This is a genomic window from Halomonas llamarensis (genome assembly GCF_023555005.1).
Taxonomy (GTDB): domain Bacteria; phylum Pseudomonadota; class Gammaproteobacteria; order Pseudomonadales; family Halomonadaceae; genus Vreelandella; species Vreelandella llamarensis.
This window is the reverse complement of record NZ_JAMJPJ010000001.1, coordinates 348,669-371,925: the sequence shown is the minus strand read 5'-3', so window position 1 is coordinate 371,925 and position 23,257 is coordinate 348,669. Positions and strand designations below refer to the sequence as shown.

Annotated in this window: 23 protein-coding genes and 1 pseudogene; 15 read left to right on the top strand and 9 right to left on the bottom strand. The window is 56.8% G+C overall.

Annotated features, from left to right (window positions below; all coding sequences use genetic code 11):
* The 5 genes from M8006_RS01685 to dtd all read left to right on the top strand — a co-directional run bounded on the left by M8006_RS01685 (nucleotide 1) and on the right by dtd (nucleotide 4,082).
* Nucleotides 1–741: an ABC transporter ATP-binding protein gene (locus M8006_RS01685; protein WP_250079384.1), complete on the top strand. Its 741-nt coding sequence runs from the start codon at nucleotides 1–3 to the stop codon at nucleotides 739–741.
* Nucleotides 738–1,721 (top strand): ABC transporter substrate-binding protein, encoded by a 984-nt coding sequence (locus tag M8006_RS01680; RefSeq protein ID WP_250079382.1) that lies wholly within the window; start codon nucleotides 738–740, stop codon nucleotides 1,719–1,721. The genes M8006_RS01685 and M8006_RS01680 overlap by 4 nt, the downstream gene beginning before the upstream one ends.
* A complete protein-coding gene (locus tag M8006_RS01675) occupies nucleotides 1,702–2,931 on the top strand; it encodes an NnrS family protein (RefSeq protein ID WP_250079380.1) in 1,230 nt (409 codons plus the stop codon). Before M8006_RS01680 ends, M8006_RS01675 begins: the two co-directional genes overlap by 20 nt.
* Nucleotides 2,932–3,023: 92 nt before the next feature.
* Complete coding sequence (locus M8006_RS01670) at nucleotides 3,024–3,611, top strand: chalcone isomerase family protein (protein ID WP_250079378.1); 588 nt, start codon at nucleotides 3,024–3,026, stop codon at nucleotides 3,609–3,611.
* 33 nt (nucleotides 3,612–3,644) lie between these two features.
* Nucleotides 3,645–4,082 carry a D-aminoacyl-tRNA deacylase gene (gene dtd, locus M8006_RS01665; protein WP_250079376.1) on the top strand — a complete coding sequence of 146 codons (438 nt, stop codon included), beginning with the start codon at nucleotides 3,645–3,647 and terminating at the stop codon, nucleotides 4,080–4,082.
* A gap of 7 nt (nucleotides 4,083–4,089) precedes the next feature.
* Here dtd and M8006_RS01660 read toward each other — a convergent pair whose 3' ends face one another.
* Nucleotides 4,090–6,048, bottom strand: coding sequence for an ABC-F family ATP-binding cassette domain-containing protein (locus M8006_RS01660; RefSeq protein ID WP_250079373.1), 1,959 nt, complete (start codon nucleotides 6,046–6,048; stop codon nucleotides 4,090–4,092).
* A gap of 31 nt (nucleotides 6,049–6,079) precedes the next feature.
* On the opposite strand from M8006_RS01660, the gene M8006_RS01655 reads away from it, so the two are divergent.
* From M8006_RS01655 to M8006_RS01625, 7 genes are all read left to right on the top strand, one after another.
* Entirely contained in the window at nucleotides 6,080–6,655 is a 576-nt protein-coding gene (locus tag M8006_RS01655) for a TIGR02444 family protein (protein WP_250079372.1), read from the top strand.
* Nucleotides 6,656–6,813: 158 nt separating this feature from the next.
* Nucleotides 6,814–7,851: a TRAP transporter substrate-binding protein gene (locus M8006_RS01650; RefSeq protein ID WP_250079370.1), complete on the top strand. Its 1,038-nt coding sequence runs from the start codon at nucleotides 6,814–6,816 to the stop codon at nucleotides 7,849–7,851.
* A gap of 210 nt (nucleotides 7,852–8,061) precedes the next feature.
* Nucleotides 8,062–8,640, top strand: coding sequence for a TRAP transporter small permease (locus M8006_RS01645; protein ID WP_250079368.1), 579 nt, complete (start codon nucleotides 8,062–8,064; stop codon nucleotides 8,638–8,640).
* An 83-nt stretch (nucleotides 8,641–8,723) separates the two neighbouring features.
* A complete protein-coding gene (locus M8006_RS01640; protein ID WP_250079366.1) occupies nucleotides 8,724–10,007 on the top strand; it encodes a TRAP transporter large permease in 1,284 nt (427 codons plus the stop codon).
* A gap of 30 nt (nucleotides 10,008–10,037) precedes the next feature.
* Nucleotides 10,038–10,481, top strand: coding sequence for a universal stress protein (locus tag M8006_RS01635; RefSeq protein WP_250079364.1), 444 nt, complete (start codon nucleotides 10,038–10,040; stop codon nucleotides 10,479–10,481).
* Nucleotides 10,482–10,617: 136 nt separating this feature from the next.
* A complete protein-coding gene (gene bamJ, locus M8006_RS01630; RefSeq protein ID WP_250079363.1) occupies nucleotides 10,618–11,298 on the top strand; it encodes a BamJ family beta-barrel-assembly machinery protein in 681 nt (226 codons plus the stop codon).
* 2 nt (nucleotides 11,299–11,300) lie between these two features.
* Nucleotides 11,301–12,380 carry an alpha/beta hydrolase-fold protein gene (locus M8006_RS01625; protein WP_250079361.1) on the top strand — a complete coding sequence of 360 codons (1,080 nt, stop codon included), beginning with the start codon at nucleotides 11,301–11,303 and terminating at the stop codon, nucleotides 12,378–12,380.
* Nucleotides 12,381–12,399: 19 nt separating this feature from the next.
* Here M8006_RS01625 and M8006_RS01620 read toward each other — a convergent pair whose 3' ends face one another.
* Together M8006_RS01620 and M8006_RS01615 are read right to left on the bottom strand one after the other, a co-directional pair.
* Nucleotides 12,400–13,047, bottom strand: coding sequence for an SCO family protein (locus tag M8006_RS01620; RefSeq protein WP_250079359.1), 648 nt, complete (start codon nucleotides 13,045–13,047; stop codon nucleotides 12,400–12,402).
* A 4-nt stretch (nucleotides 13,048–13,051) separates the two neighbouring features.
* Complete coding sequence (locus M8006_RS01615) at nucleotides 13,052–13,555, bottom strand: hypothetical protein (RefSeq protein WP_250079357.1); 504 nt, start codon at nucleotides 13,553–13,555, stop codon at nucleotides 13,052–13,054.
* A gap of 114 nt (nucleotides 13,556–13,669) precedes the next feature.
* Between M8006_RS01615 and M8006_RS01610 the strand changes: the two genes are divergently transcribed.
* Both M8006_RS01610 and M8006_RS01605 read left to right on the top strand, forming a co-directional pair.
* Nucleotides 13,670–14,599 carry an AEC family transporter gene (locus M8006_RS01610; protein ID WP_250079355.1) on the top strand — a complete coding sequence of 310 codons (930 nt, stop codon included), beginning with the start codon at nucleotides 13,670–13,672 and terminating at the stop codon, nucleotides 14,597–14,599.
* Nucleotides 14,600–14,790: 191 nt separating this feature from the next.
* A pseudogene (locus tag M8006_RS01605) lies at nucleotides 14,791–14,928 on the top strand (AEC family transporter); the annotation flags it as partial.
* 300 nt (nucleotides 14,929–15,228) lie between these two features.
* Here M8006_RS01605 and trmB read toward each other — a convergent pair.
* From trmB to thiS, 3 genes are read right to left on the bottom strand one after another with little or no spacing between them, the layout of a single operon-like run.
* Nucleotides 15,229–15,963: a tRNA (guanosine(46)-N7)-methyltransferase TrmB gene (gene trmB / locus M8006_RS01600; RefSeq protein WP_250079352.1), complete on the bottom strand. Its 735-nt coding sequence runs from the start codon at nucleotides 15,961–15,963 to the stop codon at nucleotides 15,229–15,231.
* Nucleotides 15,964–15,989: 26 nt separating this feature from the next.
* Nucleotides 15,990–16,784 (bottom strand): thiazole synthase, encoded by a 795-nt coding sequence (locus M8006_RS01595; RefSeq protein WP_250079350.1) that lies wholly within the window; start codon nucleotides 16,782–16,784, stop codon nucleotides 15,990–15,992.
* A 34-nt stretch (nucleotides 16,785–16,818) separates the two neighbouring features.
* Entirely contained in the window at nucleotides 16,819–17,031 is a 213-nt protein-coding gene (gene thiS, locus M8006_RS01590; RefSeq protein WP_250079544.1) for a sulfur carrier protein ThiS, read from the bottom strand.
* 124 nt (nucleotides 17,032–17,155) lie between these two features.
* Between thiS and M8006_RS01585 the strand changes: the two genes are divergently transcribed.
* Nucleotides 17,156–17,557: a DUF423 domain-containing protein gene (locus M8006_RS01585; RefSeq protein ID WP_250079349.1), complete on the top strand. Its 402-nt coding sequence runs from the start codon at nucleotides 17,156–17,158 to the stop codon at nucleotides 17,555–17,557.
* Nucleotides 17,558–17,601: 44 nt separating this feature from the next.
* Here M8006_RS01585 and M8006_RS01580 read toward each other — a convergent pair whose 3' ends face one another.
* The 3 genes from M8006_RS01580 to M8006_RS01570 all read right to left on the bottom strand — a co-directional run bounded on the left by M8006_RS01580 (nucleotide 17,602) and on the right by M8006_RS01570 (nucleotide 23,089).
* Nucleotides 17,602–20,109 (bottom strand): EAL domain-containing protein, encoded by a 2,508-nt coding sequence (locus M8006_RS01580; RefSeq protein WP_250079347.1) that lies wholly within the window; start codon nucleotides 20,107–20,109, stop codon nucleotides 17,602–17,604.
* Nucleotides 20,110–20,351: 242 nt separating this feature from the next.
* The gene (locus M8006_RS01575) at nucleotides 20,352–20,765 is read right to left on the bottom strand and encodes a PaaI family thioesterase (protein ID WP_250079345.1); all 414 of its coding nucleotides are present in this window, start codon (nucleotides 20,763–20,765) and stop codon (nucleotides 20,352–20,354) included.
* Nucleotides 20,766–20,914: 149 nt separating this feature from the next.
* A complete protein-coding gene (locus M8006_RS01570; protein WP_250079342.1) occupies nucleotides 20,915–23,089 on the bottom strand; it encodes a malate synthase G in 2,175 nt (724 codons plus the stop codon).
* Nucleotides 23,090–23,257 lie beyond the last annotated feature (168 nt).

Below are 23,257 nucleotides of genomic sequence, written 5' to 3'. Positions count from 1 at the left end.
ATGCTGAAGCTGGAACGGGTCGGTCTGGAACTTGGCTCCAATACCATTCTTACCGACGTAGATCTGACCGTACCCCCGGGGGAATCGGTCTGCCTGGTAGGGCCGTCTGGTTGTGGTAAAACCAGTCTCCTGCGGCTGGCCTCGGGTGCGCTGGAGGCCAGTGCTGGCCATGTGGTCAATGGCTTTTCCAGCACCACCGCGGTGTTTCAGGAACCCCGCCTGCTGCCCTGGCAGCGTATGCTGGACAACATTGCCCTTGGCCTCAAAGCCCGGGGTATGAAGCGCAGGGAACGCCTGCACAGAGCCAGCCAACTGGCCGACCAGGTCGGGCTTGGCGATTTCCATGATCACTTCCCCCATGAACTCTCCGGCGGTATGCAACAACGGGTGGCACTGGCGCGTGCACTGGCCGTGGGGGCTGATTTCCTGCTACTGGATGAGCCTTTCGGTGCCCTGGATGTGGGGCTTCGCAGTGAGGCTCAGGATCTGGTTGAACGGCTGGTCGTAGACCAGGGTATTGCCACGCTGATGGTGACTCACGATCTCACCGAGGCCCTGCGCCTGGCGCACCGAATCGTTGTGATTTCCGGCTCTCCCGGCCGCGTGGTGTTCGAGCAGGCCGTCACCACACCCTTTGCGCAACGCAGCCATGCCTGGCTTTACGAAGAGGCAGGTCGCTTGCTACGCCAGCCTGTTGTGAGTGAGAGCTTTCTTTTTCATCCGGATTCGGAGGTGGTATGAACCGTCGCGAATTTATGCAACTGGCAGCCGGTTCCACGCTGCTTTCAGCCTTGCCATTACGGCCGCTCTTTGCGCAATCGAAAGACCGGCTAGCGGCGGCTACTCCCTTCGGATTGCCCCAGGTGATCCTGGCCCGGGCACTGGAAGATCCGCAGGTAACCGCTTTGATTGCCGAGCGGGAACTGCGTACCTGGAAAGACCCGGATCAGCTCCGGGCCTGGCTGGCCCGGGCCGAGATCATGCTCACGGCCACACCCACCAACGTGGCCGCCAACCTTTACAACCGGGGTGTGCCGCTGGTTCTGATGAACGTGAATGTGTGGGGGACACTGGGCCTGCTGGGACTGGCGGATAAAGGCCCGCTCCGGAAAATCGAAGACCTGGCGGGCAGGCACGTGGGCGTGCCCTGGCGCGGCGATATGCCGGATCTGGTGTTCCGTTATCTGCTCGGTAAGGCGGGGCTGGAAGTGGGGCGGGATGTAAAGGTCAGTTACCAGTCCAGCCCATTTGAAACTGTGCAGATGTACGTTGCTCAGCGGCTGGATGCAGCAGTGTTACCGGAGCCCTTGCGCACGGCAACCCGGCTGCAGAGTATGCAGTTTGGCCAGCAGCCCAGGGAACTGGATCTTCAGCGGGAATGGGCCCGGCTTGCTGGTGGCCCGTCGCTGTTACCCCAGGCCGGGGTGCTTTGCCGGCGCGAGTTGCTGGAGTCCGCACCGGAACAGGTTGAGGCGTTGCAAGCGGCCATCGGCCGTGCAGTGGACTGGGTTGCACGTGAACCGGAATCCGCCGCACAACTGGGAGCGGATAATTCACCACTCAGTAAGCCCGTATACGAGGGGGCGATCGCCCGTACGGCTCTGAAAATGGTTCCGGCACAACAGGCAAAACCGGAGCTGGAAGCTTTTTTCTCTGCGCTGGCTGAATTGTCTTCAGGCTTTATCGGGGGTGGGCTTCCGGATGCCGATTTCTATCTTTAAACACCGATGCTTTACACACCTCGGCTTTAGACACCCCTGGCTGGCCTATGGCTTCAGGCCCTTTTTCTTGCTGGGTGCCTTGTATGCGCCCATAGCCCTGGTTCCCTGGGTCGGTGCACTGCTGCAGCAGTTTACCTTGCCCATGGCGCTGTCGCCGCTGGCCTGGCACGGCCATGAAATGCTTTTCGGCTTTGTCAGCGCTGCCCTTGTGGGTTTTTTGTTGACCTCGATACCTTCCTGGGCTGGTGTGTCACCGCTGGCGGGAAAGCCGCTGGCTGCCCTGGTAGTGCTGTGGTTGGCGGGGCGGGTTGTGTTCTGGTGCTCGGCCTTGTTGCCCGGTCTTCTGGTGGCGCTGGTGAACCTTGCCTTTCCGCTGGTGCTGCTGGCGTGGGCCTTGCCGGCGCTGGTCTCCGATGCCGGGCGGAAGCATCTGAGTATCGGGTTTGCTCTGTGCGGCTATATTCTGGTGCAGACGTTGTTCTACGTGGCCTGGCTCTGGCCGGCGCTGATTGCGGATCTGTCTCCTGTGAGCCTGCTCAATACGGCGGTGAATGTGCTTCTGGTTCTGATCGCGTTGACCGCAACCCGGATCATTCGCGTGGTGGCCATGGCCGCCCGGAGTGAGCTTGGTCTGTCAGGACCGGGGCGCCTGACACCTGCCCGGGAACATTTGGCATTGGCGGTGCTGGTGCTTTTTGTGGTTGCAGACTTGTTCGCTCCCGGTCATGCGGTGACCGGCTGGATTGCCCTGGCAGCGGCCGCTGCCCAGGCCGACCGGCTCAGCGAATGGCCCTGGGGCAGAGCCATGGGGCGGTTATACCTGTTGTTGCTGACGTTGGCGTATCTGTGGATGGTGGTCGGCCTGGCTCTGGTAGGCCTAACCGCGCTGACGGACAGCCTGCCGGGCTATGCTGGCCGCCACGCGCTGTCCGCCGGCGCTGCGGGAACGGCCATTCTGGCTGTATTCTGTATCGCCGGCTTGCGCCATACCGGGCGCTCCTTGTCGTTGCCAAAACTCATCTGGCCGGGATTAGTTGCCCTGTCGGCAACGGTGTTGCTGCGCACCTTCGTCCCGGTCTGGTGGCCGGAATACTACCTGTTAGCAGGTGTGGGCCTACCGTTTCTGCTGTGGCTGGTTACCTACCTGCTGTATCTGATCGCCTATGGGCGCTTTCTGGTTACCGACCGGGCTGATGGTTTGCCGGGTTAGTGTGAGAACTTCCGGGCGAATTGATTTTATACGGAACCTCTACGTGTCGTGGTGGTAAGTGTAGTGTGTGTGCCATCTAATGAGGAAGTTGTATGTCTGCATATCCCCTACGTGCTTTACCACTGGCAATGGTGCTGCTGGTAACGCCGCTTGCCCACGCTGAAGAAGAGGGCGTTAGCGAAAATGGCGAACCCTTTGCTCGGACGATTGAGACGCATGGGCAGCGCTATGAGCTGCTCGGTAGCGGTGTATTTACCTATATGATCTGGACCGCCTACGCCGGGGCGTACTATCAAGCAGAGGTCGAAACCAAGCCGCAGCCGCTAGGTGACGTGCCGAGACTTTTGGAGCTGGCCTATTTTCATGACATTGAGGCCGCTGACTTTGCTGAGGCCACCACTGAAACACTGGAAAAATCGCTCACCCGCTACGAGCTCAATCAGGTTGAAGAAGAAATCGACATTATCAATCAACGCTACCAAGACGTGGCGCCCGGTGATCGCTATCGGCTTAGTTGGGATGGCGATACACTGCGGTTAGCGCTCAACGGCGAGGTGGTATACGAAGGCGGCGATAGCGAAGCCGCTAGTGCGATGTTTGGTATTTGGCTAGGGGAAAAGCCGTTGGACGAACAGTTCCGTGATGCCTTGCTAGGCAACGCGTCACCGGGAGAAAATTAAGCTAAAACGTGTGGGGCAGGAGAAAACGGCACAATGAGAGCACTGATTCAGCGGGTGAGCCGCGCTAGCGTCGAGGTTGAGGAACACACCGTCGGCGCTATCGATCACGGCTTGCTCGCGCTGGTGGGCGTCGAAAAAGACGATAGCGAAGCGAGCGCTGATAAGCTGCTGCACAAGCTGTTGCATTACCGCGTTTTCAGCGACGCTGACGGAAAGATGAACCTCAATGTGCAGCAGGCCGGTGGCGGTGTGCTGCTGGTGTCGCAGTTCACCTTGGCGGCTGATACGCGCAAAGGATTACGGCCAAGCTTTTCCAGCGCCGCGCCACCCGCGGAGGGCGAGCGCTTATTCAACTACCTTGTCGCGCAAGCACGCCAACGCGACATTCCCATCGCCACCGGTGAGTTTGGCGCCAATATGCAGGTATCTCTCATCAACGACGGCCCGGTGACGTTTTTGCTGGAAGCCTGAGTACTCCTTAACCGTTTTCGCTGGCGAGTAGTTCGGCTTCCATCACTTCCAGTTCTTCTTCGGCGGCGAGCCACTGCGCTTCGGCGTCGTCAAGGCGGGCTTTGATCTCGGCTTGGCACGCGAGGGTCTTGGTGAGCTCGGTTTTACGCGCCTCGTCGGTATAGAGTTCTGGGTCGCCGAGCACTTCTTCCACGTTGGCCAGGGCGGCTTGCTCGCGTTCCATGGCACTTTCGGCTTGATCGCGCTGCTTTTTCAGCGGGCGCAGCTTGTCACGCATCTCGGCGGCGGCTTTGCGCGTGGCTTTGCGCGCCTCGCGGCTGTCGTCATTTGGCTGCGCGTTCTGGCGCTCACTTTTTTCGCTGCGGGTGTCGCGCCGTTCGGCCTCAAGGCGCTCTTTCAGCCAAGCGCGGTAGTCGTCCAAGTCGCCGTCAAAGGGGGCGACGCGGTGGTCCGCCACGCGCCAAAATTCATCCACCGTGGCACGTAATAAATGACGGTCGTGCGAGACCAAAATTACCGTGCCCTCAAAGCTGGCGAGCGCCTCGGTCAGCGCTTCGCGCATCTCCAAGTCTAAGTGGTTGGTAGGTTCATCGAGCAGCAATAAGTTCGGCTTTTGCCAAGCGACGAGAGACAGCGCCAGGCGTGCTTTTTCACCGCCTGAAAACGTGGCCACTTGCCCGAATGCATCGTCGCCTTTAAAGCCAAAGCCACCCAGAAAGTTGCGAATCTCCTGGTCACTGGCAGTGGGAGAGAGCCGCTGCACGTGGACAAAGGGCGTGCTCGTGACATCTAGCCCTTCGAGCTGGTGTTGGGCAAAGTAGCCAATCGCTAAGTGCTCGCCGGGCACGCGCTTGCCGGAAAGCAGCGGCAGCTCACCGATAAGCGATTTGATCAGCGTGGATTTACCCGCCCCATTGGGGCCGAGTAAACCAATGCGCTGCCCAGGGAGCAGCGTGGCGTTAACGTGGTCAAGCTGCACGGTATCACCTGCGTCGCCACGATAGCCAAGCTGGGCTTGATCCAACACCAAGAGCGGGTGCGAGGTTTTGTCTGCGGCCGGAAGGGAGAAGTGGAACGGCGAATCGACGTGGGCAACAGCGATATCTTCCATGCGCTCCAGCATTTTGACGCGGCTTTGTGCTTGCTTGGCTTTATTCGCCTGGGCGCGAAAGCGTGCGATAAAGCGCTCAATTTCCTCGCGGCGGGCCTGCTGCTTGGCGGCCTCAGCCTGTTGCAGGGCGAGTTTTTCGGCGCGTGTACGCTCAAAAAGCGAGTAGTTGCCGCGGTAAAGTTCGACCGTCTTGTGGTGCATATGCACGATGTGATCGCACACGGCGTCAAGAAAGTCACGGTCGTGGGAGATCAATAACAGGGTGCCGGGGTAGCGAGTGAGCCATTGTTCTAGCCACAGCAGCGCATCGAGATCCAGGTGGTTGGTCGGTTCGTCGAGCAACAACAGATCAGATGGCATGAATAGCGTGCGGGCGAGATTGACCCGCATTCGCCAACCACCAGAAAAATCCGAAAGCGGCCGGGTGAGATCCGCTTGCACAAAGCCTAAGCCGACCAGCAACTGCGCAGCGCGGGATTCTGCGCTATAGCCATCCAGTGTTTCGATCAAACCGTGCAGCTCTGCCTCGCGGTGGGCATTATCTGAAACTTGAGCGGCGGCAAGGTCAGCCTCGGCCTGGCGCAGGGCGTGGTCGCCGTCGAGCACGTAGTCGATAATCGGTCGGTCCAACGTAGCCATTTCTTGCGCCATGTGCGCAACACGCTGGCCACCGCTCATCTCAATTTCACCCTGATCAACGCCTAGCTCGCCTAGCAGTAGCTTGAATAGGCTCGATTTGCCCGCGCCGTTAGCACCGATGATGCCGGCTTTGACCCCGTTGTGTAGCGTTAGATCGGCGTTTTCCAGCAGGGTTTGCGTGCCGCGTTGCAGGGCGACTTGGCGCAGTGCGATCATGCGTTCTCCCAAAAGTAAGGTGGGCAATGTAATGTGCAATTCTACCCGATTGGCCGCCCTCAAGCAGAATTCGCTGTGGGATTTCGCGCTCGATTTTTACGCTCGGCCTGAGGTCGAAGCCGCGTGCCTGTGCTTGCAGGACGAAGCGAAGGTCGATGTGTGCGAACTACTGTTTCACGCTTGGCTCTATCGCCATGGGCTTGAAGCCGAGCCCGAGGCGTTGGCGGCTGAGCGCCAGGCGCGAACACGCTGGCAGCAAGAGGTCACCAGTGTATTGCGCGACCTACGCCGTACGTTGAAAGGGCGAGCGCAAACAAGTCATGGCATTGCTAAGCTTCGCGCTACGATAAAGGAAGCCGAAATGCTCGCCGAGCGTGAAAACCTTCAACGCTGGCAGCAGTGGGCGCTTACCTCGGAAATAAGCTCGCCTGGGCGCTTAAAAGAGGTCGCTCAGTGGCCATGTGATTCGGCACGTTGGCTGCAGTTGCCGTTTTTTTCGCCGAAATTTCACTCACTTAGTGTAAGCCGCTGTGAAGAGCACTCAACAGTGAAAAATGCCTGGGAGGTGTTAGGTGGCCAGCTTGACCGCTTAACCCGAGCACGCTAGCCTAAATTTTAGCTGCTTCTTAAAAGTCCCTAACGTCGCAACTTACGACATTCAGCGACGGCAACTTTATTCAGCAAGTGTTGTAGGGTGTTAGTGGAAGCATAGGTCAAGGAAAGTTCTGCGCTGTTTAGCGCTTATCAATGCAAGAGGAATAACGCATGAAGGCAAGCAAGACGGTTACTACCAAGCTGCTCACCACGGCGAGCGTCAGTGCACTGCTACTGGGTCTTTCCACAGCCGCCTCTGCGGATAACTGGCGTTACGCCCACGAAGAGTATGAAGGCGACGTACAAGATGTCTTTGCTTATGCATTCAAAGAATACATCGAAGACAATTCCGATCATACGATTCAGGTCTACCGCTTTGGTGAGCTGGGCGAATCTGACGACATCATGGAGCAGACGCAAAACGGTATCCTCCAGTTCGTTAACCAGTCGCCGGGCTTTACGGGTTCGTTGATTCCGGAAGCGCAGATTTTCTTCATTCCTTATCTGCTGCCGACCGATGAAGAAACCGTACTTGAGTTCTTCGATGAGAGCGAAGCCATCAACGAGATGTTCCCGACGCTCTACGCCGAGCAGAACCTAGAACTTCTCAAGATGTACCCGGAAGGGGAAATGGTCGTGACCACCGACGAGCCCATCAGCTCGCCAGAGGATCTTAACAACAAGAAGATCCGTGTAATGACCAACCCGCTGTTATCCGAAACCTATGACGCCTTTGGCGCGACGCCGACGCCGCTGCCGTGGGGTGAGGTTTACGGTGGTTTGCAGACCGGTATTCTGGATGGCCAAGAGAACCCGATCTTTTGGATCGAGTCTGGCGGTCTTTATGAAGTTTCGCCGCACCTGACCTTTACCGGTCACGGCTGGTTCACGACCGCGATGATGGCCAACCAGAACTTCTACGAAGGCCTGTCTGATGAAGATAAGCAGTTGGTGCAAGAAGCCTCCAACGTCGCTTACGACCACACGATTGAGCACATCCAAGGCTTGGCTGAGGAATCTCTCGCGAAGATTCAGGAAGCATCCGATGAAGTGACGGTCAACCGTCTAAACGAAGAAGAGATCCAGGCGTTCCGTGAGCGCGCACCGCAAGTTGAGAAAGCCTATGTCGAAATGACCGGTGAAAGCGGTGAAGAGCTACTGAACCAGTTCAAGGAAGACCTTGAAGAGGTTCAGAACGACAACGGTTAAGCATTAGCGGAGTCGAGCTCCGTGTTCGCAATGCACTGTTTTTTGCTACCTGTTATTAAAATAGGCAAATCGATACGGTGCTTGCGATAACCGCTAGGGGGCAGCATGGGCTGCCCCTTTTTAGTCCTCAGTAAGTTGAATTGTAAGCGGACAACAAAAAGTTGGCCTTTCGGCCTAGGGTAACCAGGGCGTCATAAAAGGAGTCCGGCGATGTCTGAAGACGAATCCGAAAAGAACTACCGCTCCGGTTTGCCGGGGTTTCTCGGGGTTATCGATACCTTTCTTAGCAAGGTAGAAGCCGTGATCCTGGCGCTTGGCGTATTGTTGATGGCGCTTAATACGGTCACCAACGTGATTGCGCGCTTTGTCTTTGGCAATAGCATCATGTTCTCGGGCGAGTTGAACCGTATTTTGATCATCATGATCACGTTTGCTGGCATTAGTTATGCGGCGCGCCATGGTCGCCATATACGTATGTCAGCGATTTACGATGCGCTGCCTGCCGGGGGGCGCAAAGTATTGATGATATTTATTTCGCTGTTTACCGCCGCGGTGATGTTTTTTCTGTGTTACTACTCGATTATTTATATCCTTGATATGCAGAGCCGTGGTCGCGTGCTGCCTGCTTTACAGATGCCGATCTGGATCATCTACGTGTGGGCGCCACTGGGGTTATCCATCACCGGCATTCAGTATGTGTTAACCGCAGTCAAGAATGTCATGTCGCGAGATGTCTACCTCTCGACCACGACACTAGATGGCTATAAAGACACGGAAACCGAAGTCTGAGTAGCAGAGCATGGACAGAGAGCTTTGCACCAGGGTTTGAGACCAGGATTTGACACCGGGTTTGACACATTAGGGGAACGGCTATGACGACCATAATGGTAGGAACCATGATCGGCCTGCTGCTGCTGGGCTTTCCGATGATGATCCCGCTGATCACCGCGGCAGTGATCGGCTTTTATATGATGTTTAACGGCCTGGGCCAGATGGATACGCTCATCCAGCAGATGATGGCAGGGATTCGTCCCGCTTCGCTGATTGCCGTACCGATGTTTATTTTGGCTGCCGATATCATGACGCGCGGTCAATCGGCAAACCGTTTGATTGCCATGGTGATGTCGTTTATCGGCCATGTGAAAGGCGGTCTGGCGGTGAGTACCGCCGCATCGTGTACGTTATTCGGCGCCGTGTCGGGCTCGACACAGGCAACGGTTGTGGCAGTAGGCTCGCCGCTGCGTCCGAAAATGTTAAAAGCGGGCTACTCTGACCCTTTCACGCTGGCGCTGATTATTAACGCCAGCGATATCGCCTTTTTGATTCCACCGAGTATCGGCATGATCATTTACGGCGTTATTTCGGGAACCTCCATCGGTGAACTGTTTATTGCCGGTATTGGCCCAGGGCTTTTAATTCTTCTAATGTTTTCGGCGTATTGTGTGACCTACGCGATTATCAAAGGTGTGCCCACCGAGCCGAAATCGACGTGGAAAGAACGCGCTAAAGCGGTTCAGCAAGCGCTGTGGCCGCTGGGTTTCCCGGTCATTATTGTGGGCGGGATTTATGGCGGCATCTTCAGCCCCACCGAAGCGGCGGCAGCCTGCGTGTTGTATGCCGTAATGCTTGAGTTTGTGGTGTTTCGTGCGCTGAAAATGAACGATATTTATGCCATCGCCAAGTCGACGGGTTTGATCACGGCGGTCGTTTTTATTTTGGTCGCTGCCGGTAATGGCTTCTCATGGATTATCTCGTTCGCGCAAATTCCCCAAGCGATTCTGGAAGCCGTCGGGGTGAATGAGGCCGGGCCCACCGGCGTGCTGATTGCGATCTGTATCGCGTTCTTTGTGGCGTGTATGTTTGTGGATCCCATCGTGGTCATTCTGGTGCTCACGCCGATTTTTACCCCCGCTATTGAGTCAACAGGGCTCGACCCGGTATTGGTGGGCATCCTCATTACGCTACAGGTCGCGATAGGGTCGGCGACGCCGCCGTTTGGGTGCGATATTTTCACCGCCATTGCGATCTTCAAGCGTCCGTACTTAGAAGTGATTAAGGGAACGCCCCCGTTTATCTTCATGCTGATTTTGGCGGCCGCTTTGCTGATTATGTTCCCGCAGATTGCGCTGTTCTTGCGTGACGTTGCTTTCCGCTAAGCCGCGTAACCAGTCATAGGAGATAGGCTTATGTTTAATCGCATTTTAGTCCCGGTAGACGGCTCTAAAGGGGCTTTGAAAGCACTGGAAAAGGCGGTGGGGTTACATATGCTCACCGGCGCAGAAATCTACTTTCTGTGTGTGTTTAAACATCACAGCCTACTTGAGGCGTCGCTCTCAATGGTACGGCCGCAAAAGCTGGAGTTGCCCGATGACGCGTTGAAAGAGTACGCCACTGAGATTGCCGTTTATGCTAAATCGCATGCGATTGAATTGGGCGCTGACAGTGCTCGCGTGCGCGCCTTTGTTAAAGGCGGCCGCCCTTCGCGAACGATCGTACGTTTTGCTCGTAAGCGTGAGTGCGACCTGATCGTGATTGGGGCACAAGGCACCAATGGCGAGAAAAACTTGCTGCTAGGGAGTGTATGTCAGCGCGTGGCAGGTGCGGCCCACTGTCCCACCATGGTGGTATAGGATGGCCTGAGCGCGCGTTTCCATTGGCTATGTTTCATGATGGTGTGGGCACTCGCCGTTTCAGGTAGATGCAGCCTGGGGCGGCGGGTGTTACGCTTTCTGTCTGATTATTTTACTGATGTAAGGGTTCAAATTGATGAAAACACTTCTCTCTTCCACCACGCTGGTTGGCGCGCTTCTGATCGCCCCTTATGCCGCAGCGGCGCCGGAAACCGACGAAGAGCGCCTCGCGTACAGCCTTGGTGTGACCCTGGGTGAGAGCATGCAGGCCGATGTAGAAGATCTTGATATTGCCTCCTTCAGTGACGGCATGCGCGATGTATTTGCCGGCAATGAGTTGGCATTGGGCGAAGATGAAATCGCCGAAGCGCTCACGTCGTTCCAAGAACGTGCTATGCAGGAGCGTGAAGCGCAAACGGCAGCACTTGCCGAAGCGAATAAAGCGGAAGGTGAAACATTTTTAGCCGAGAATGCCCAGCGTGATGACGTCACCGTGACCGATTCAGGCTTGCAGTACGAAGTGCTGGAGTCCGGCGACGGTGCGTCACCCGGTGCGAAAGATAGCGTCGAGGTGCACTACGAAGGCACTCTTCTCGATGGCAGCGTATTCGATAGCTCGCTTGAACGTGGCGAGCCGGTCACGTTCCGTGTCAATCAGGTAATTGAGGGCTGGCAGGAAGCACTGCAGTTGATGAGCGTCGGTGACGTATGGAAGCTCTATATTCCCTCCGAGCTCGCGTACGGTGCGTCCGGCCAGGGCCCGATTGGCCCTCACGAAGTCCTGATCTTTAACGTTGAATTGCTGGACATCGAGTAACCATGCTGACTACCGCCCACACCACCGCGTCAAAGGCGTCTTTGCTACTGCTTTGTGCGGGGCTCGTTGTGCCGCTGACGGCGATGGCCGATACCGCGAGCGACCCCATCACCTTACCCGCGCTGAGTGCGAGCGAGGCGCAGAACAGCGTGGTGGGTGTCTCTTCAGGTGGCTATATGGCACTGCAATTAGCCATCGCCTGGCCCGAGCGCTTTAGCGGCGTGGGTGTGCTGGCGGCCGGGCCGTGGGGGTGCGCGCAAGGGTCGCTCAGTTTGGCGCTTAATCAATGCATGATGACGCGCAGCGGTGACCCTTCGCTTTCCACGCTCGATGCGCGCTGGGCGCGCTACGCGGGCGAGGGGCAGGTAGGTGATGAAGCGGCCAGAAACGATCTGCGCGCCTACGTGTGGCACGGTGAAGCCGATAAGGTCGTTGAGCCGGTTCTCGGCGACTTGCTGGCTGAGCAACTGCGTCAGTGGCTTGCTGACGATGGCCAGCTGAAAGTGGCGCGCAGCGAAGAGACCGGCCATGGCTGGCCGGTGCGCCTACCAAGCAATTCACGCACCGCGCCCGAAGCGCTAGGCGGCTGCCGCCAGGGTGGTGGCAGCCACGTGCTGGCCTGCGATGAGAATATTGCCGGTGAGATGCTCAATTGGCTTCACCCGGAGCGACGTCAGTCGTCGTTTAACACCGAGGGAGAACTGCTGGCATTCGCGCAGGGGGAGTTTGACGCCAAAGGGTTGGCAGATACCGGTTACGTCTACGTTCCCGCGAATTGTGAGGCAGGAGAATGTGGTGTCACCGTGGCGTTGCACGGCTGCCAAATGAACGTAGAAGCGATCGGCGAGACGTTCGTTCGCCAGACAGGGCTGAATGCGTGGGCCGATCAGCATCAGCAAATTGTGCTCTACCCCCAGGCCGAAAGCAGTATGGCCAACCCGCAAGGCTGTTGGGATTGGTGGGGCTTCGCCGAGAGCACCTGGCAACTTAGCCCATTACACGATACGCGTGAGGGCGAGCAGGTAAGCGCCTTAATGGCAATGCTGGCGCGTTTACAGGCGTCATCGCTGCCTGAGCGCTGACCTTTTGTAACTTTCGTAATCAGCCTTCTAAGTGTGTTTTTAAAGCGCTTGTTAGCGCCCCTGCGGTGGGGGAGTACAACACGCGCTGCACGATGTCGCCTTCGCGGTTGACCAAGTAAAGCGACGCGCTGTGATCGATGGTGTACTCCATAGCAGAGCCATCGGCCTCAACGCGGCGCCAAATCACCCCGTAGCGCTCGGCGATATCTTCTAGCTGCGCTTGGCTACCGGTGGCGCCGATAAAACGCTCGCCAAAAAAGCCGGTATATTCTCGCAAGCGCTCGATACTATCGCGTGCAGGGTCGACCGAGATCAGTAGCGGTACCACGCGTTGGCGCTGTTCTGGTGTTAATTGGGTGAGTGCCTGCTTTTTTACGGCTTGGTTCATGGGGCACACATCCGGGCAGTAGGTGTAGCCAAACGACACCACCGCGAGCTGGTCTTCCTCAAGCTGGGAAAGCGAGAAATCGCCCTGCGTTGAGGGTAGCTCAATGGGGCCGCCGATAGGCTCGCTGTTTTGATCGGGCGCCACCATATAGCGGTAGAGCCCAAACGCGCTGACAAGTAAAAGCAGCACAATAAGCGCGCTACCTAACCAGAGGGGCGCGCTTTTTGTTGCTCTTTTTTCAGAAGCAACGTTTTTAGCAGCGAAGCGAGCGTTGGCCATGGTGTTAGCTCCGGATGACATCAAAATCAAACCAACTGCCGATTCGACCGTCAGGCGTATCGACAATGACCCGTGCGCGCCACGGCATGACGGCTTGGGTACAAATACTCACTTGCCCCTGACCGTAGAAGCGTCCGTCGCCTGTGGCGTCTAGCGTAAAGCGGTGCAGCCCCATGTCCATATCACGGCCGATAAAGTCGACTTTCACCGTGTTTGTCTCAACGCCTTCAACGGTGACATTAAGCGGCAAAATCTCCAATGCTTCAATGCGCCCGTCTACGTTAACCGCAAAGCTCAACTGGCCCTTATCCCCCAGCGTGGCCGAGCAGGGGGTGCTATGCAAATCACAGTCAGACGCAGGTGGGTACCAGGTAATATCTGCATCGTCGCGCAGCCAGTGAGAAAAGGCGTACCAGCTAAGCGCCGCCAGCGCCAGTACGGTGACCAGGATAAGTCCTTTAAGCACAGGAATTCGGGTGGCACCCGCAGGTTCTGAAGTCGGTTTCATGGCAAAATCATCGCGGTACAAGCCGTTAAGTGATAGCAGGATACATCCATAACGTATTTTAACAGCAAATCCGCCGACGTCCCTGTGCTGGGATGTCGCAGGTGAGGAGATGCGATGCAAGGGGTTGCAGGCCAAAGCATAACAGGCGCGTTAGGGCCGCTATTTTTGCTGATCCTCTTTGGCGCAGTGCTGGGGTATCGGCGCTGGCCTAGTGCTGAGTTTTGGGCACAAATGGAGCGGGTGATTTATTTTGTTCTGTTTCCGACGATGTTGGTGGCGACGTTGGCGACAGCAGATGTGTCGGAGGTGCCCGTTGCCCGCTTGGCGGGAGTGCTGCTGGGGGCAATAAGCGTGTTTGCACTGCTGCTTTGGTGCGTGCGCGGCTGGCTAGGGTTGGATTCCGCGGCGTTTACCTCCGTTTTTCAAGGCGCCATTCGCTTTAACACCTATGTTGGTGTGGCGGGGGCAGCAGCGCTGCACGGCAGTGCCGGGGCGACCACGGCGGCGGTGGCGGTAGCACTGATGGTGCCGGTGGTTAACGTGATGTGCGTGGCAAGCTTTGTCGCCGCGGGTACGCTGGGGCGACAAAGCTTGGGTAAAAGTATCGCGGCGCTGGTGAAAAATCCGCTGATTCTTGGCTGCCTGGGGGGCATTGGTTTGAACCTGTCGGGCATTGGTTTACCCGGCTGGAGCGAAGCTAGCGTCTCGCTTGTGGGACGCGCCGCATTGCCGCTGGGTCTAGTCGCGGTGGGCGTGGCGCTACGCCCCGCTGCACTTTTGCGCCTTGATCGCGGCGTGCTGGCCACCAATAGCGTGAAGCTTGCGCTGCTGCCCGCGCTGGTATTGGTTCTGGCGTGGCTTTTGGGCTTGGATAGCGTGACGCGTGACGTCGCGCTGCTATTTGCCGCCCTCCCTACGGCCACCTCGGCGTATATTCTGTCACGCCAGCTTGGCGGTGATGCTGAGCTAATGGCGGCCATTATCACCGGGCAGACACTTATCGCCATGCTGACCCTACCGCTTTGGCTGCAACTTATCGGGTAGAAGAAAGTTAATAAAAAATATTCGCATTAGTGTTGACGAACTAAATGAGAATTATTATATTGTGATCGTGGCGTTGGATGAGGCGCCACAGCCAAGGCGGAATTTGGTGAAGAAAATACCTGCCAGTTTTCTGCCATGGTTTCTCCCTCTCATTGCTAGTCACGGTCTTTTTGCCGCCCCACTCGGGCGGCCTTCTTTTTTCTGCCCTCCCTACAGCGACCTCAGCGTATATTTTGTCACGCCAGCTTGGCGGTGATGTTGAGCTAATGGCGGCCATTATCACCGGGCAGACACTTATCGCCATGCTGACCCCGCCGCTTTGGCTGTAACTTATTGGGTAGAAGAAAGATAATAAAAAATATTCGCATTAGTGTTGAAGAACTAAATGAGAATGATTATATTGTGATTGTGGCGTTGGATGAGGCGCCACAGCCAAGGCGGAATTTGGTGAAGAAAGTACCCGCCAGTTTCCTGCCATGGTTTCTCCCTCTCATTGCTAGTCACGGTCTTTTTGCCGCCCCACTCGGGCGGCCTTCTTTTTTCTACCGTCGTACTAGATAGTGCAAATTGCACTTACCCGTCTGCCTTGCATGCTGTGGGCTCAATTTATTCAGACTTCTTATTCAGATTCAGGCTTCCCGGCGGTATATCAAATCCCATACGCCGTGACCGAGTTTTTCACCGCGCGCTTCAAACTTGGTCAGCGGGCGAAACTCGGGTCGTGGGACAAAAGGCGCGGTGTCGGCTGTCGCCGTATTGGTATAGCCTGGGGCGGCTTCCATCACCTCCGCCATCCACTCGGCATACGCTTCCCAATCGGTGGCCATATGGAAGGTGCCGCCAAGTGTTAAACGCGTGCGAATTAGCTCAACAAAGGCGGGCTGCACAATGCGCCGTTTGTGGTGCTTTTTCTTCGGCCACGGGTCGGGGAAGAACAGCTGCAGCGTATCCAGGCTGCCTTCCGGGATGCACTGCTCCAGCACGGCGAGCGCGTCTTCGCGGTAAACGCGCAGGTTCGTTAGCCCGCGCTTGTCCGCTTCATCTAGCAGTTTACCCACGCCGGGGGCGTGTACCTCGATGCCGATAAAGTCGGTGTCGGGATGCGTATGGGCTTGCTCAATCAGCGATTGGCCCATGCCAAAGCCGATCTCTAACACCCGTGGCGCCTGGCGGCCAAAAAGCGCATCAAGCGCTTGCCGACCTTCGGCAAGGGTTAGCCCCAGGCGGGGCCATACGTCATCCAGACCGCGGGTTTGCGCCTGGGTCATACGCCCGGCGCGAATCACATAGCTTTTAATGCCGCGACGGTGTAGCGGTGCATCAGCGTTTTCGGGGCCGGTCGTCGGCTCAGTCGTGTCGGTCATGGAGTCTCTGAGATGGTATCGCTGTATCAGCCGTTGATACGGCCAGCAAAAGGGGTAGAAGGGTCTGCGCTTTGGCGCCGCGGCATACGTCCGGCCAAAAATGCGTCGCGCCCGGCTTCAACGGCACGTTTCATGGCGCGCGCCATGCGCAGAGGCTCGCGGGCGTGAGCAATGGCGCTATTGAGTAGCACGCCGTCGCAGCCTAATTCCATCGCCATGGCGGCATCCGAGGCGGTGCCGATGCCGGCATCCACCAAGACGGGCACTTGGCTCTGCTCCACAATCAAACGCACGTTGTACGGGTTTTGGATGCCGTGACCGGAGCCGATTAGCGAGCCCAGCGGCATGATGGCGCAGCAGCCCATGGCGTCTAATTCGCGTGCGACAATAGGATCGTCGCTGGTGTACACCATTACGTCGAAGCCGTCGGCGAGCAGTGTTTCGGCCGCCTTCAGGGTTTCGACCACATTGGGGTAAAGGGTAGTGTCATCGCCGAGCACTTCCAGCTTAACCAGGTTATGGCCATCGAGCAGTTCGCGCGCCAAGCGACAGGTGCGCACGGCGTCTTTGGCGGTATAGCAGCCAGCGGTGTTGGGCAACAGCGTATAGCGCTCAGGTGATACCGCGTCTAGTAGGCTGGGGGCGTCCGCATCCTGGCCGAGGTTAGTGCGGCGCACGGCAAAGGTAACGATTTCGGCGCCGCTTTCGGCAATCGCCGCGCCGGCTTCATCGAAGTCTTTATACTTGCCGGTGCCAACAAGCAGGCGCGAGCGGAACTCGCGGCCGGCAATGGTCAGCGGCGTGTCGATGAGCTGTGTCATGGTGAACTCCTTAAAAGTGAACGCGTTAAAAACACTAGCCGCCACCAATGGCGTGGACAATTTCGATTTCGTCGCCCTCAGCTAAGCGTGTTTCGGCGAGCTGGCTTTTAGGCACAATTGCTTCGTTGATTTCAACGGCGATGCGACGCCCGCTAAGTCCTAACTGCTCGACCAAGTCAGCGGCAGTGGCAGGGGTGTCGAAGGTACTTTCAAGTGTGTACGGCTCGCCATTGAGGCGAATTTGCATAGTGGACATGGCGTTGGGCACGAGTTGGCGGGTGCATGTAACCGGTAGTATGGGCACTATTGTAGCGGTTTCAACGCGGTCAAACAGCTATAAAACACCATAAAGGTAGATGAGGAGATAACCGGTGCAGCAAGTGAATAAATGGGCCTGGGTCGGCGTGGCGCTCTCCGGGGCCATAACGGTGGCACTGGGCGCTTACGCCGCCCATGGGTTGAGTGTTCACGTCAGCACGAATCTGGTCAGCGCGGTGGAAACCGGTGTGCGCTATCAGGCATGGCATACGCTCGCCATCATGGTGCTTTTAGTGTGGCAAAACGTGCGCCCGCTCGCCGGGCAACGTTGGGTGATAGTCCTATGGGCGCTGGGTGTGACGTGTTTTTCCGGCTCGCTTTGCCTAATGGCGTTGGCCGGGCTGAATCTGGGTATTGTCACCCCGATTGGCGGTCTGCTACTCATCGTCGGCTGGCTGGCGCTCGGGGTGGTGGCGCTTAAAACACCGAGACAGCCCCACTGTGCCAACGAATAAGGTTGGGTGTTAGGTCGTGAAAGGTGTGATAAGCAAGGTTTGAATTATTGCAGAAGGTTGGCTTGGTCTGTTGCGTTGTTTTTGACGATGGTGCTCGAGAAAGCTGCCGCTGTGCCGGGGCGGCCAAACAGAAAGCCTTGATAAATATGGCAGCCCAGTTGAGCGAGCATCAAGCGCTGGTCATCGGTTTCCACGCCTTCGGCAACCACCTGCAGCCCAAGACTTTCCGCAAGGGCAATGATGGTGGCGGCAATCGGCGTGGCTTGCATGCCCAGGGCTAAATCCCTGACGAAGGCAATGTCGATTTTAATCGTGTCTAGGGGTAATACCTTGAGATAGGCAAGCGATGAATAGCCCGTGCCGAAGTCATCCAGAGCAAAGCTAACTCCCTCACGTTGTAGCTGCTGCATTTTTTTGATGGTGCCTTCGGGGTCGCTTAATAAAAGTGATTCGGTAAGCTCTAGCGTCAAACGCTCTGGTGGCGCATCGTACTGTTGAATGACCGACAGCACCTGGTCCGCAAAATCAGGCTGCTGAAACTGGCGGACGCTAACATTCAATGACAACCGAAGCCCTTTAAGCTCTGGGGCATGACGCCACTCGCTCAGTAGTCGGCAGCCTTCCTGCAATACCCAATGCCCCAACGGCAGAATAAGCCCGGTCTCCTCGGCGACAGGGATGAAGTGCCCCGGCGAAATCATGCCGCGTTCGGGATGCTGCCAGCGTATAAGGGCTTCGGCGCCGATTGTTTTTCCAGCCTCATCTACCTGAGTTTGGAGGTAAAGGCACAACTCATCGTGGTCAATCGCGTGTCGTAGTTCGCGTTCAAGGGTTAAACGCTCTTCTAACTCGTCTTCTTGTGTTGGATCAAAAAGCCTTGGTTTATCATCCCGCTGGCGTTTGGCTTCCAATAGGGCAAGGCCTGCTCGTTTGAACAGCTGCGGGGTCACCTCCCTGTCGAGGGGCTGAAAAATAAGCACACCAACATTAAGCTGACACGGATAAGTGTGGCCCTGTAGTTGATAGTCAGCTGTCAACGACGCCACTATCTCATCAATAAGGCGCATTGCCTCCTGCTCGGCACTGGGTGCTTTGCGCGAGGAAAGTGTGCCTGCCAAGGCAAACTCGTTGCCGTCGAGCCTGGCGACCAGCCACTCAGCTTCTGCCCATTGTTGAAGGCGCCCACCCAGCTGGCGTAGTAACTCATCACCAATATCTTGCCCTAAGCTATCGTTGAGTACCTTGAAGCGGTCAATATCAAACAGCGCCAAAAAAGCGTATGGGTGGGTAAGCATCTTTGTCACGCCAAGCTCGGCCAGCCGTTCCTGCAACGCCCGCCGGTTGGGAAGCTCTGTCAGCATGTCGTGATAGGCAAGATAGTGAATGCGCTGTTGGGCCTGTTGTTCTTTAGAACGGTCGCTAAGCAGCGCGACGTAGTCCCGGTCGTTGCTGTCAGCGTAGGTAACCCGGCTAACGCTCAACCAGGCGGGAAAGCCATCACCGCTGGCGCTCAGGGCGGTGATCATGCCGCTCCACTCGCCTTTTTGTGCCAATGCCTGGCGGACGTGCTGGCTGAGTGCGTGGCTGTCTTCAGCGTAGTCAAGTTGTGATACTGACATGCCTTCAAGCTGATGGCTGCTGAGCCCCACCAACCGTTCAAACGCTGCATTGCAGAGACGAATATGCGCCTGTTCATCAAGCAGTATCACGCTATCCTGTAGCGCGGAAATCACTTCGAGCAAGCGTGTCTGTGTCATGTGTTCATGTCGCTCGCTGTCGTGCAGCCGACGCTGTACCCAAGTAGCCACTAGCGTCAGCAGCGCCGTCAATACCGCAACGCCACCAATCAGGTAAATAATCCAGTGGGAGGTTGGCGATACCGAAGGTGTCGCGGTATCCGGAGCTGGCACAAACCAGGCCGCCTGCATGGCGGTGTAATGCATCCCACACACGGCAGTGGCGAAACACAGTGCCGCAATAAAGGCGCAGGTTCTGGCGCGTTTTATGCCCCACTCGTGCTGGCATAGGCGGTAGGCATAAACGCACGCCATGCCTAAACTAACCGCGACCAGCAGTGAGACCAGGAACAGGACCGGGGCGTGATGCAGCTCAGCAGGCATACGCATGGCGGCCATGCCGCTATAGTGCATTAGCCCGATACCGGCACCAAGGCCGACACCTGCCAGTAGAAGCGCTCGGTGAGAAGGTTTATTAGGGGAAAGCGCTACCATGACGCTAAAGCTACCCAGAATGGCGGGCACAATGGACATCAGGGTTAGCCCCGGTGCATGGCTTACCGGAAAATCAAGCTGGTAGGCGTGCATGCCGATAAAGTGCATGCTCCAAACGCCCAGCCCCATGGCGCTGGCCCCAGCGCAAAGCCAACCACGCCGCCAGGCAGGGTTTGATCCTTTTCTCACCAGCTTGATGATATCCAAGCCAGCGTACGACGCTGCCAGGGCGACCAGCCATGAAACCAGTACCAGGAAAGAATCGTGTTCTCCCTGAACTGCGTTTAAGGCGCCAGGGTCTGATAGTATATTGAATAGCATTTATAGACCGCCGACCCTTTGACTGATAGACATATACTTAATATCGATATATGCCTGTAAATCTGCAATAGATTTGTTCGATAGCGTTTGAAAAGATGACCCAAATACGCCAGAACTTTAACACGCAATGCACCCCGACAGCGCATCTTCAGCATTGGGATACAGAGCGATTGTACATAGAGAAATGCTCTTATTTCAGGCCTAGAGATTCAGCTCTAACATCGGCTGATGCGGCTGCCATGTTACTTATCCGGCAGCACATAACTTGCCGTGACATGAATCACGGGCTTGGTTTCGTCGGCGGCGGAGACAATCAACACTTCGCCGACCGCGAGGCGGCGGCCGAGTTTGATGAGTTTGGCGTGGGCGATGATATCGTGCTCACCGGAGGCGGCGCGCAGAAAGTGGCAGTTCAAATCGCTGGTCACGGCCATCGGTTCGGGGCCGATTTGCGCCAGAATCGCGACATAAAGCGCGACATCGGCAAAGCCCATCATTGTCGGGCCGGAAACCTGGGGGCCGGGGCGTAAATGCTCATGGCCGATGTTGAGCCGCATGGTGGCGCGCATGTCCCCTACACTTTCGATGTTGCCCATGTGCTGGGGGAAGACGTCATCGAGAAAGTCCTCGACCTGTTCAACAGTCATGACGGTCATGGTTTTTCCTTTCATTGTTCTTTTGCTTACTGAAACGTAAACGTTAACGTTGCCCTACGCTAAATAAAAGCCCCTTAAGGTGCGAGACCTTAAGGGGCAGATGGCGACGATGGTCTAGTGTGTAGATTTGTCGTGTGTAGACTTGGCGCTTACTTCGCTTTGTGGACCTGGCGCCACTCGTGCAGCAGCGGCTCGGTGTAGCCGGATGGCTGTACGCGGCCTTTGAAGATCAAATCCGATGCGGCTTTAAACGCCGTGGAGCCGTCAAAGTTGGCGCTCATGGCGGTGTAGGTGGGGTCACCGGCGTTTTGCTCGTCGACGATTTTGGCCATGCGCTTTAAGGTCTCTTCGACGCGTGGCGCATCCACGATGCCGTGGTGTAGCCAGTTGGCGATATGTTGGCTGGAGATACGCAGGGTAGCGCGGTCTTCCATCAGGGCAACGTTATGGATATCCGGGACCTTAGAGCAGCCCACGCCGTGCTCTACCCAGCGCACGACATAGCCAAGAATACCCTGGCAGTTGTTGTCCAGCTCCTGCTGAATTTCGTCATCCGACCAGTTGGTGTTTTCCGCTATCGGCACGGTGAGCAGGTCATCAAGGTAATCCGGCTCGCCCAAGCCTTCGAGCTCGCGCTGAACGTCGGTGACGTTCACTTGATGGTAGTGCAGCGCGTGCAGGGCCGCAGCGGTGGGTGACGGAACCCACGCGGTGTTAGCACCGGCTTTCGGGTGGCCGATTTTCTGCTCCAGCATGTTGTGCATCAAATCGGGCATCGCCCACATGCCTTTGCCGATCTGAGCGCGGCCACGCAGGCCACAGGCGAGGCCAACTTGGACGTTGTTCTTCTCGTAAGACTGAATCCACGCAGCGCTTTTCATATCGCCCTTGCGCACCATGGGGCCAGCTTCCATCGCGGTGTGCATTTCGTCACCGGTACGGTCAAGGAAGCCCGTGTTGATGAAGACCACACGCGAGGCGGCCTCATTGATACACGCCTTGAGGTTGACGGTGGTGCGGCGCTCTTCGTCCATGATGCCCATTTTCAGGGTGTCGCGGCTCATGCCGAGGATGTCTTCCACACGGCCAAAGATCTCGTTAGAGAAAGCGACTTCTTTGGGGCCGTGCATCTTGGGTTTGACGATATACACTGAGCCGGTGCGCGAGTTACGTGGCTGATCGGCGTCTTTCTTGAGATCGTGAAGGGCGATCAGCGAGGTCATGACTGCGTCAAGCAGGCCTTCCGGCAGCTCGTTGCCGTTTTCATCCAGAATCGCTGGCGTGGTCATCAGATGGCCCACGTTACGCACGAACATCAGCGAACGGCCGGGCAGGGTCACGTTGCTGCCATCGGTGGTTTGCCAAGTGCGGTCGGCGTTGAGTCGACGCTTGACGGTCTTATCGCCTTTTTCGATGTTTTCTTCCAGGTCGCCCTTCATCAAGCCGAGCCAGTTGGTGTAAACGCCCACTTTATCCTCTGAATCCACCGCGGCGACCGAGTCTTCGCAGTCCATGATGGTGGTTAGCGCCGCTTCAACGACGACGTCTTTCACATGCGCCGGGTCGGTTTTGCCAATGGCGTGTTCTGCGTCGATCTGAATTTCAACGTGCAGGCCGTTGTTGGCTAGCAGGATTGTGTCGGGCTTGGCCAGCTCGCCGGTAAAGCCAATCAATTTATCCGGGTCTTTCAGGCCGGTTTCGCGGCCGCCTTCCAGCGTGACGATCAAGTGCTCGTCGCGGATGGCGTATTTCACTGAGTCACGGTGTGAACCGGTGGCCAGTGGTGCTGCGCGGTCGAGCACGCCACGGGCATAGGCGATGACTTTTTCGCCGCGCTTAGGGTTGAAGCTTGTCCCTTTCTCGGCGCCGCCTTCTTCGGAGATGGCATCGGTGCCGTAGAGCGCGTCATACAAGCTGCCCCAGCGCGAGTTGGCGGCGTTCAGGGCGTAGCGGGCATTACTCACCGGCACCACCAGCTGCGGGCCGGCTTGTACGGCGATTTCCCGGTCAACATTGGCCGTGGAGGCCTTGACGTTGGCCGGGGCATCCGTGAGATAACCAATGCCTTTCAAAAAGTGGCGGTAGGTCGGCATGTCTTTCACCGGGCCCGGGTTTTCGCGATGCCAGGTGTCGAGCTTCTCTTGGAGTGTGTCGCGCTCTTCAAGTAGCTGCTGGTTTTTCGGGGTTAAATCGTGAAACAGGGCATCTACCCCAGCCCAGAAAGCGTCTTGATCGACACCGGTGCCCGGCAATGCTTGCTCGTTGATAAAACGGTCTAGATCGGCTGCCACCTGTAAACGGTGGCGCGTGATACGCTCGCTCATCGGGAATTCTCCTGTTTAAGGCATTAAGGTTGGTCGTTAAGGCCACCCTAGTGCGGTAGAATGATTTATGGAAAATACTTCCACATCTGTGGTGGCATGTAAACAGCGTAGATCGTAAAGCGCGATGATGCTCGACCAAAAGATAGGGCTTGACCAGACGATAAGGCA

Bases quoted from the DNA above. Each gene is read 5' to 3' on its own strand.
- M8006_RS01685 (WP_250079384.1), top strand. From the start codon at position 1: ATGCTGAAGCTGGAACGGGTCGGTCTGGAACTTGGCTCCAATACCATT.
- M8006_RS01680 (WP_250079382.1), top strand. From the start codon at position 738: ATGAACCGTCGCGAATTTATGCAACTGGCAGCCGGTTCCACGCTGCTT.
- M8006_RS01675 (WP_250079380.1), top strand. From the start codon at position 1,702: ATGCCGATTTCTATCTTTAAACACCGATGCTTTACACACCTCGGCTTT.
- M8006_RS01670 (WP_250079378.1), top strand. From the start codon at position 3,024: ATGTCTGCATATCCCCTACGTGCTTTACCACTGGCAATGGTGCTGCTG.
- dtd (WP_250079376.1), top strand. From the start codon at position 3,645: ATGAGAGCACTGATTCAGCGGGTGAGCCGCGCTAGCGTCGAGGTTGAG.
- M8006_RS01660 (WP_250079373.1), bottom strand. From the start codon at position 6,048: ATGATCGCACTGCGCCAAGTCGCCCTGCAACGCGGCACGCAAACCCTG.
- M8006_RS01655 (WP_250079372.1), top strand. From the start codon at position 6,080: ATGTGCAATTCTACCCGATTGGCCGCCCTCAAGCAGAATTCGCTGTGG.
- M8006_RS01650 (WP_250079370.1), top strand. From the start codon at position 6,814: ATGAAGGCAAGCAAGACGGTTACTACCAAGCTGCTCACCACGGCGAGC.
- M8006_RS01645 (WP_250079368.1), top strand. From the start codon at position 8,062: ATGTCTGAAGACGAATCCGAAAAGAACTACCGCTCCGGTTTGCCGGGG.
- M8006_RS01640 (WP_250079366.1), top strand. From the start codon at position 8,724: ATGACGACCATAATGGTAGGAACCATGATCGGCCTGCTGCTGCTGGGC.
- M8006_RS01635 (WP_250079364.1), top strand. From the start codon at position 10,038: ATGTTTAATCGCATTTTAGTCCCGGTAGACGGCTCTAAAGGGGCTTTG.
- bamJ (WP_250079363.1), top strand. From the start codon at position 10,618: ATGAAAACACTTCTCTCTTCCACCACGCTGGTTGGCGCGCTTCTGATC.
- M8006_RS01625 (WP_250079361.1), top strand. From the start codon at position 11,301: ATGCTGACTACCGCCCACACCACCGCGTCAAAGGCGTCTTTGCTACTG.
- M8006_RS01620 (WP_250079359.1), bottom strand. From the start codon at position 13,047: ATGGCCAACGCTCGCTTCGCTGCTAAAAACGTTGCTTCTGAAAAAAGA.
- M8006_RS01615 (WP_250079357.1), bottom strand. From the start codon at position 13,555: ATGAAACCGACTTCAGAACCTGCGGGTGCCACCCGAATTCCTGTGCTT.
- M8006_RS01610 (WP_250079355.1), top strand. From the start codon at position 13,670: ATGCAAGGGGTTGCAGGCCAAAGCATAACAGGCGCGTTAGGGCCGCTA.
- trmB (WP_250079352.1), bottom strand. From the start codon at position 15,963: ATGACCGACACGACTGAGCCGACGACCGGCCCCGAAAACGCTGATGCA.
- M8006_RS01595 (WP_250079350.1), bottom strand. From the start codon at position 16,784: ATGACACAGCTCATCGACACGCCGCTGACCATTGCCGGCCGCGAGTTC.
- thiS (WP_250079544.1), bottom strand. From the start codon at position 17,031: ATGCAAATTCGCCTCAATGGCGAGCCGTACACACTTGAAAGTACCTTC.
- M8006_RS01580 (WP_250079347.1), bottom strand. From the start codon at position 20,109: ATGCTATTCAATATACTATCAGACCCTGGCGCCTTAAACGCAGTTCAG.
- M8006_RS01575 (WP_250079345.1), bottom strand. From the start codon at position 20,765: ATGACCGTCATGACTGTTGAACAGGTCGAGGACTTTCTCGATGACGTC.
- M8006_RS01570 (WP_250079342.1), bottom strand. From the start codon at position 23,089: ATGAGCGAGCGTATCACGCGCCACCGTTTACAGGTGGCAGCCGATCTA.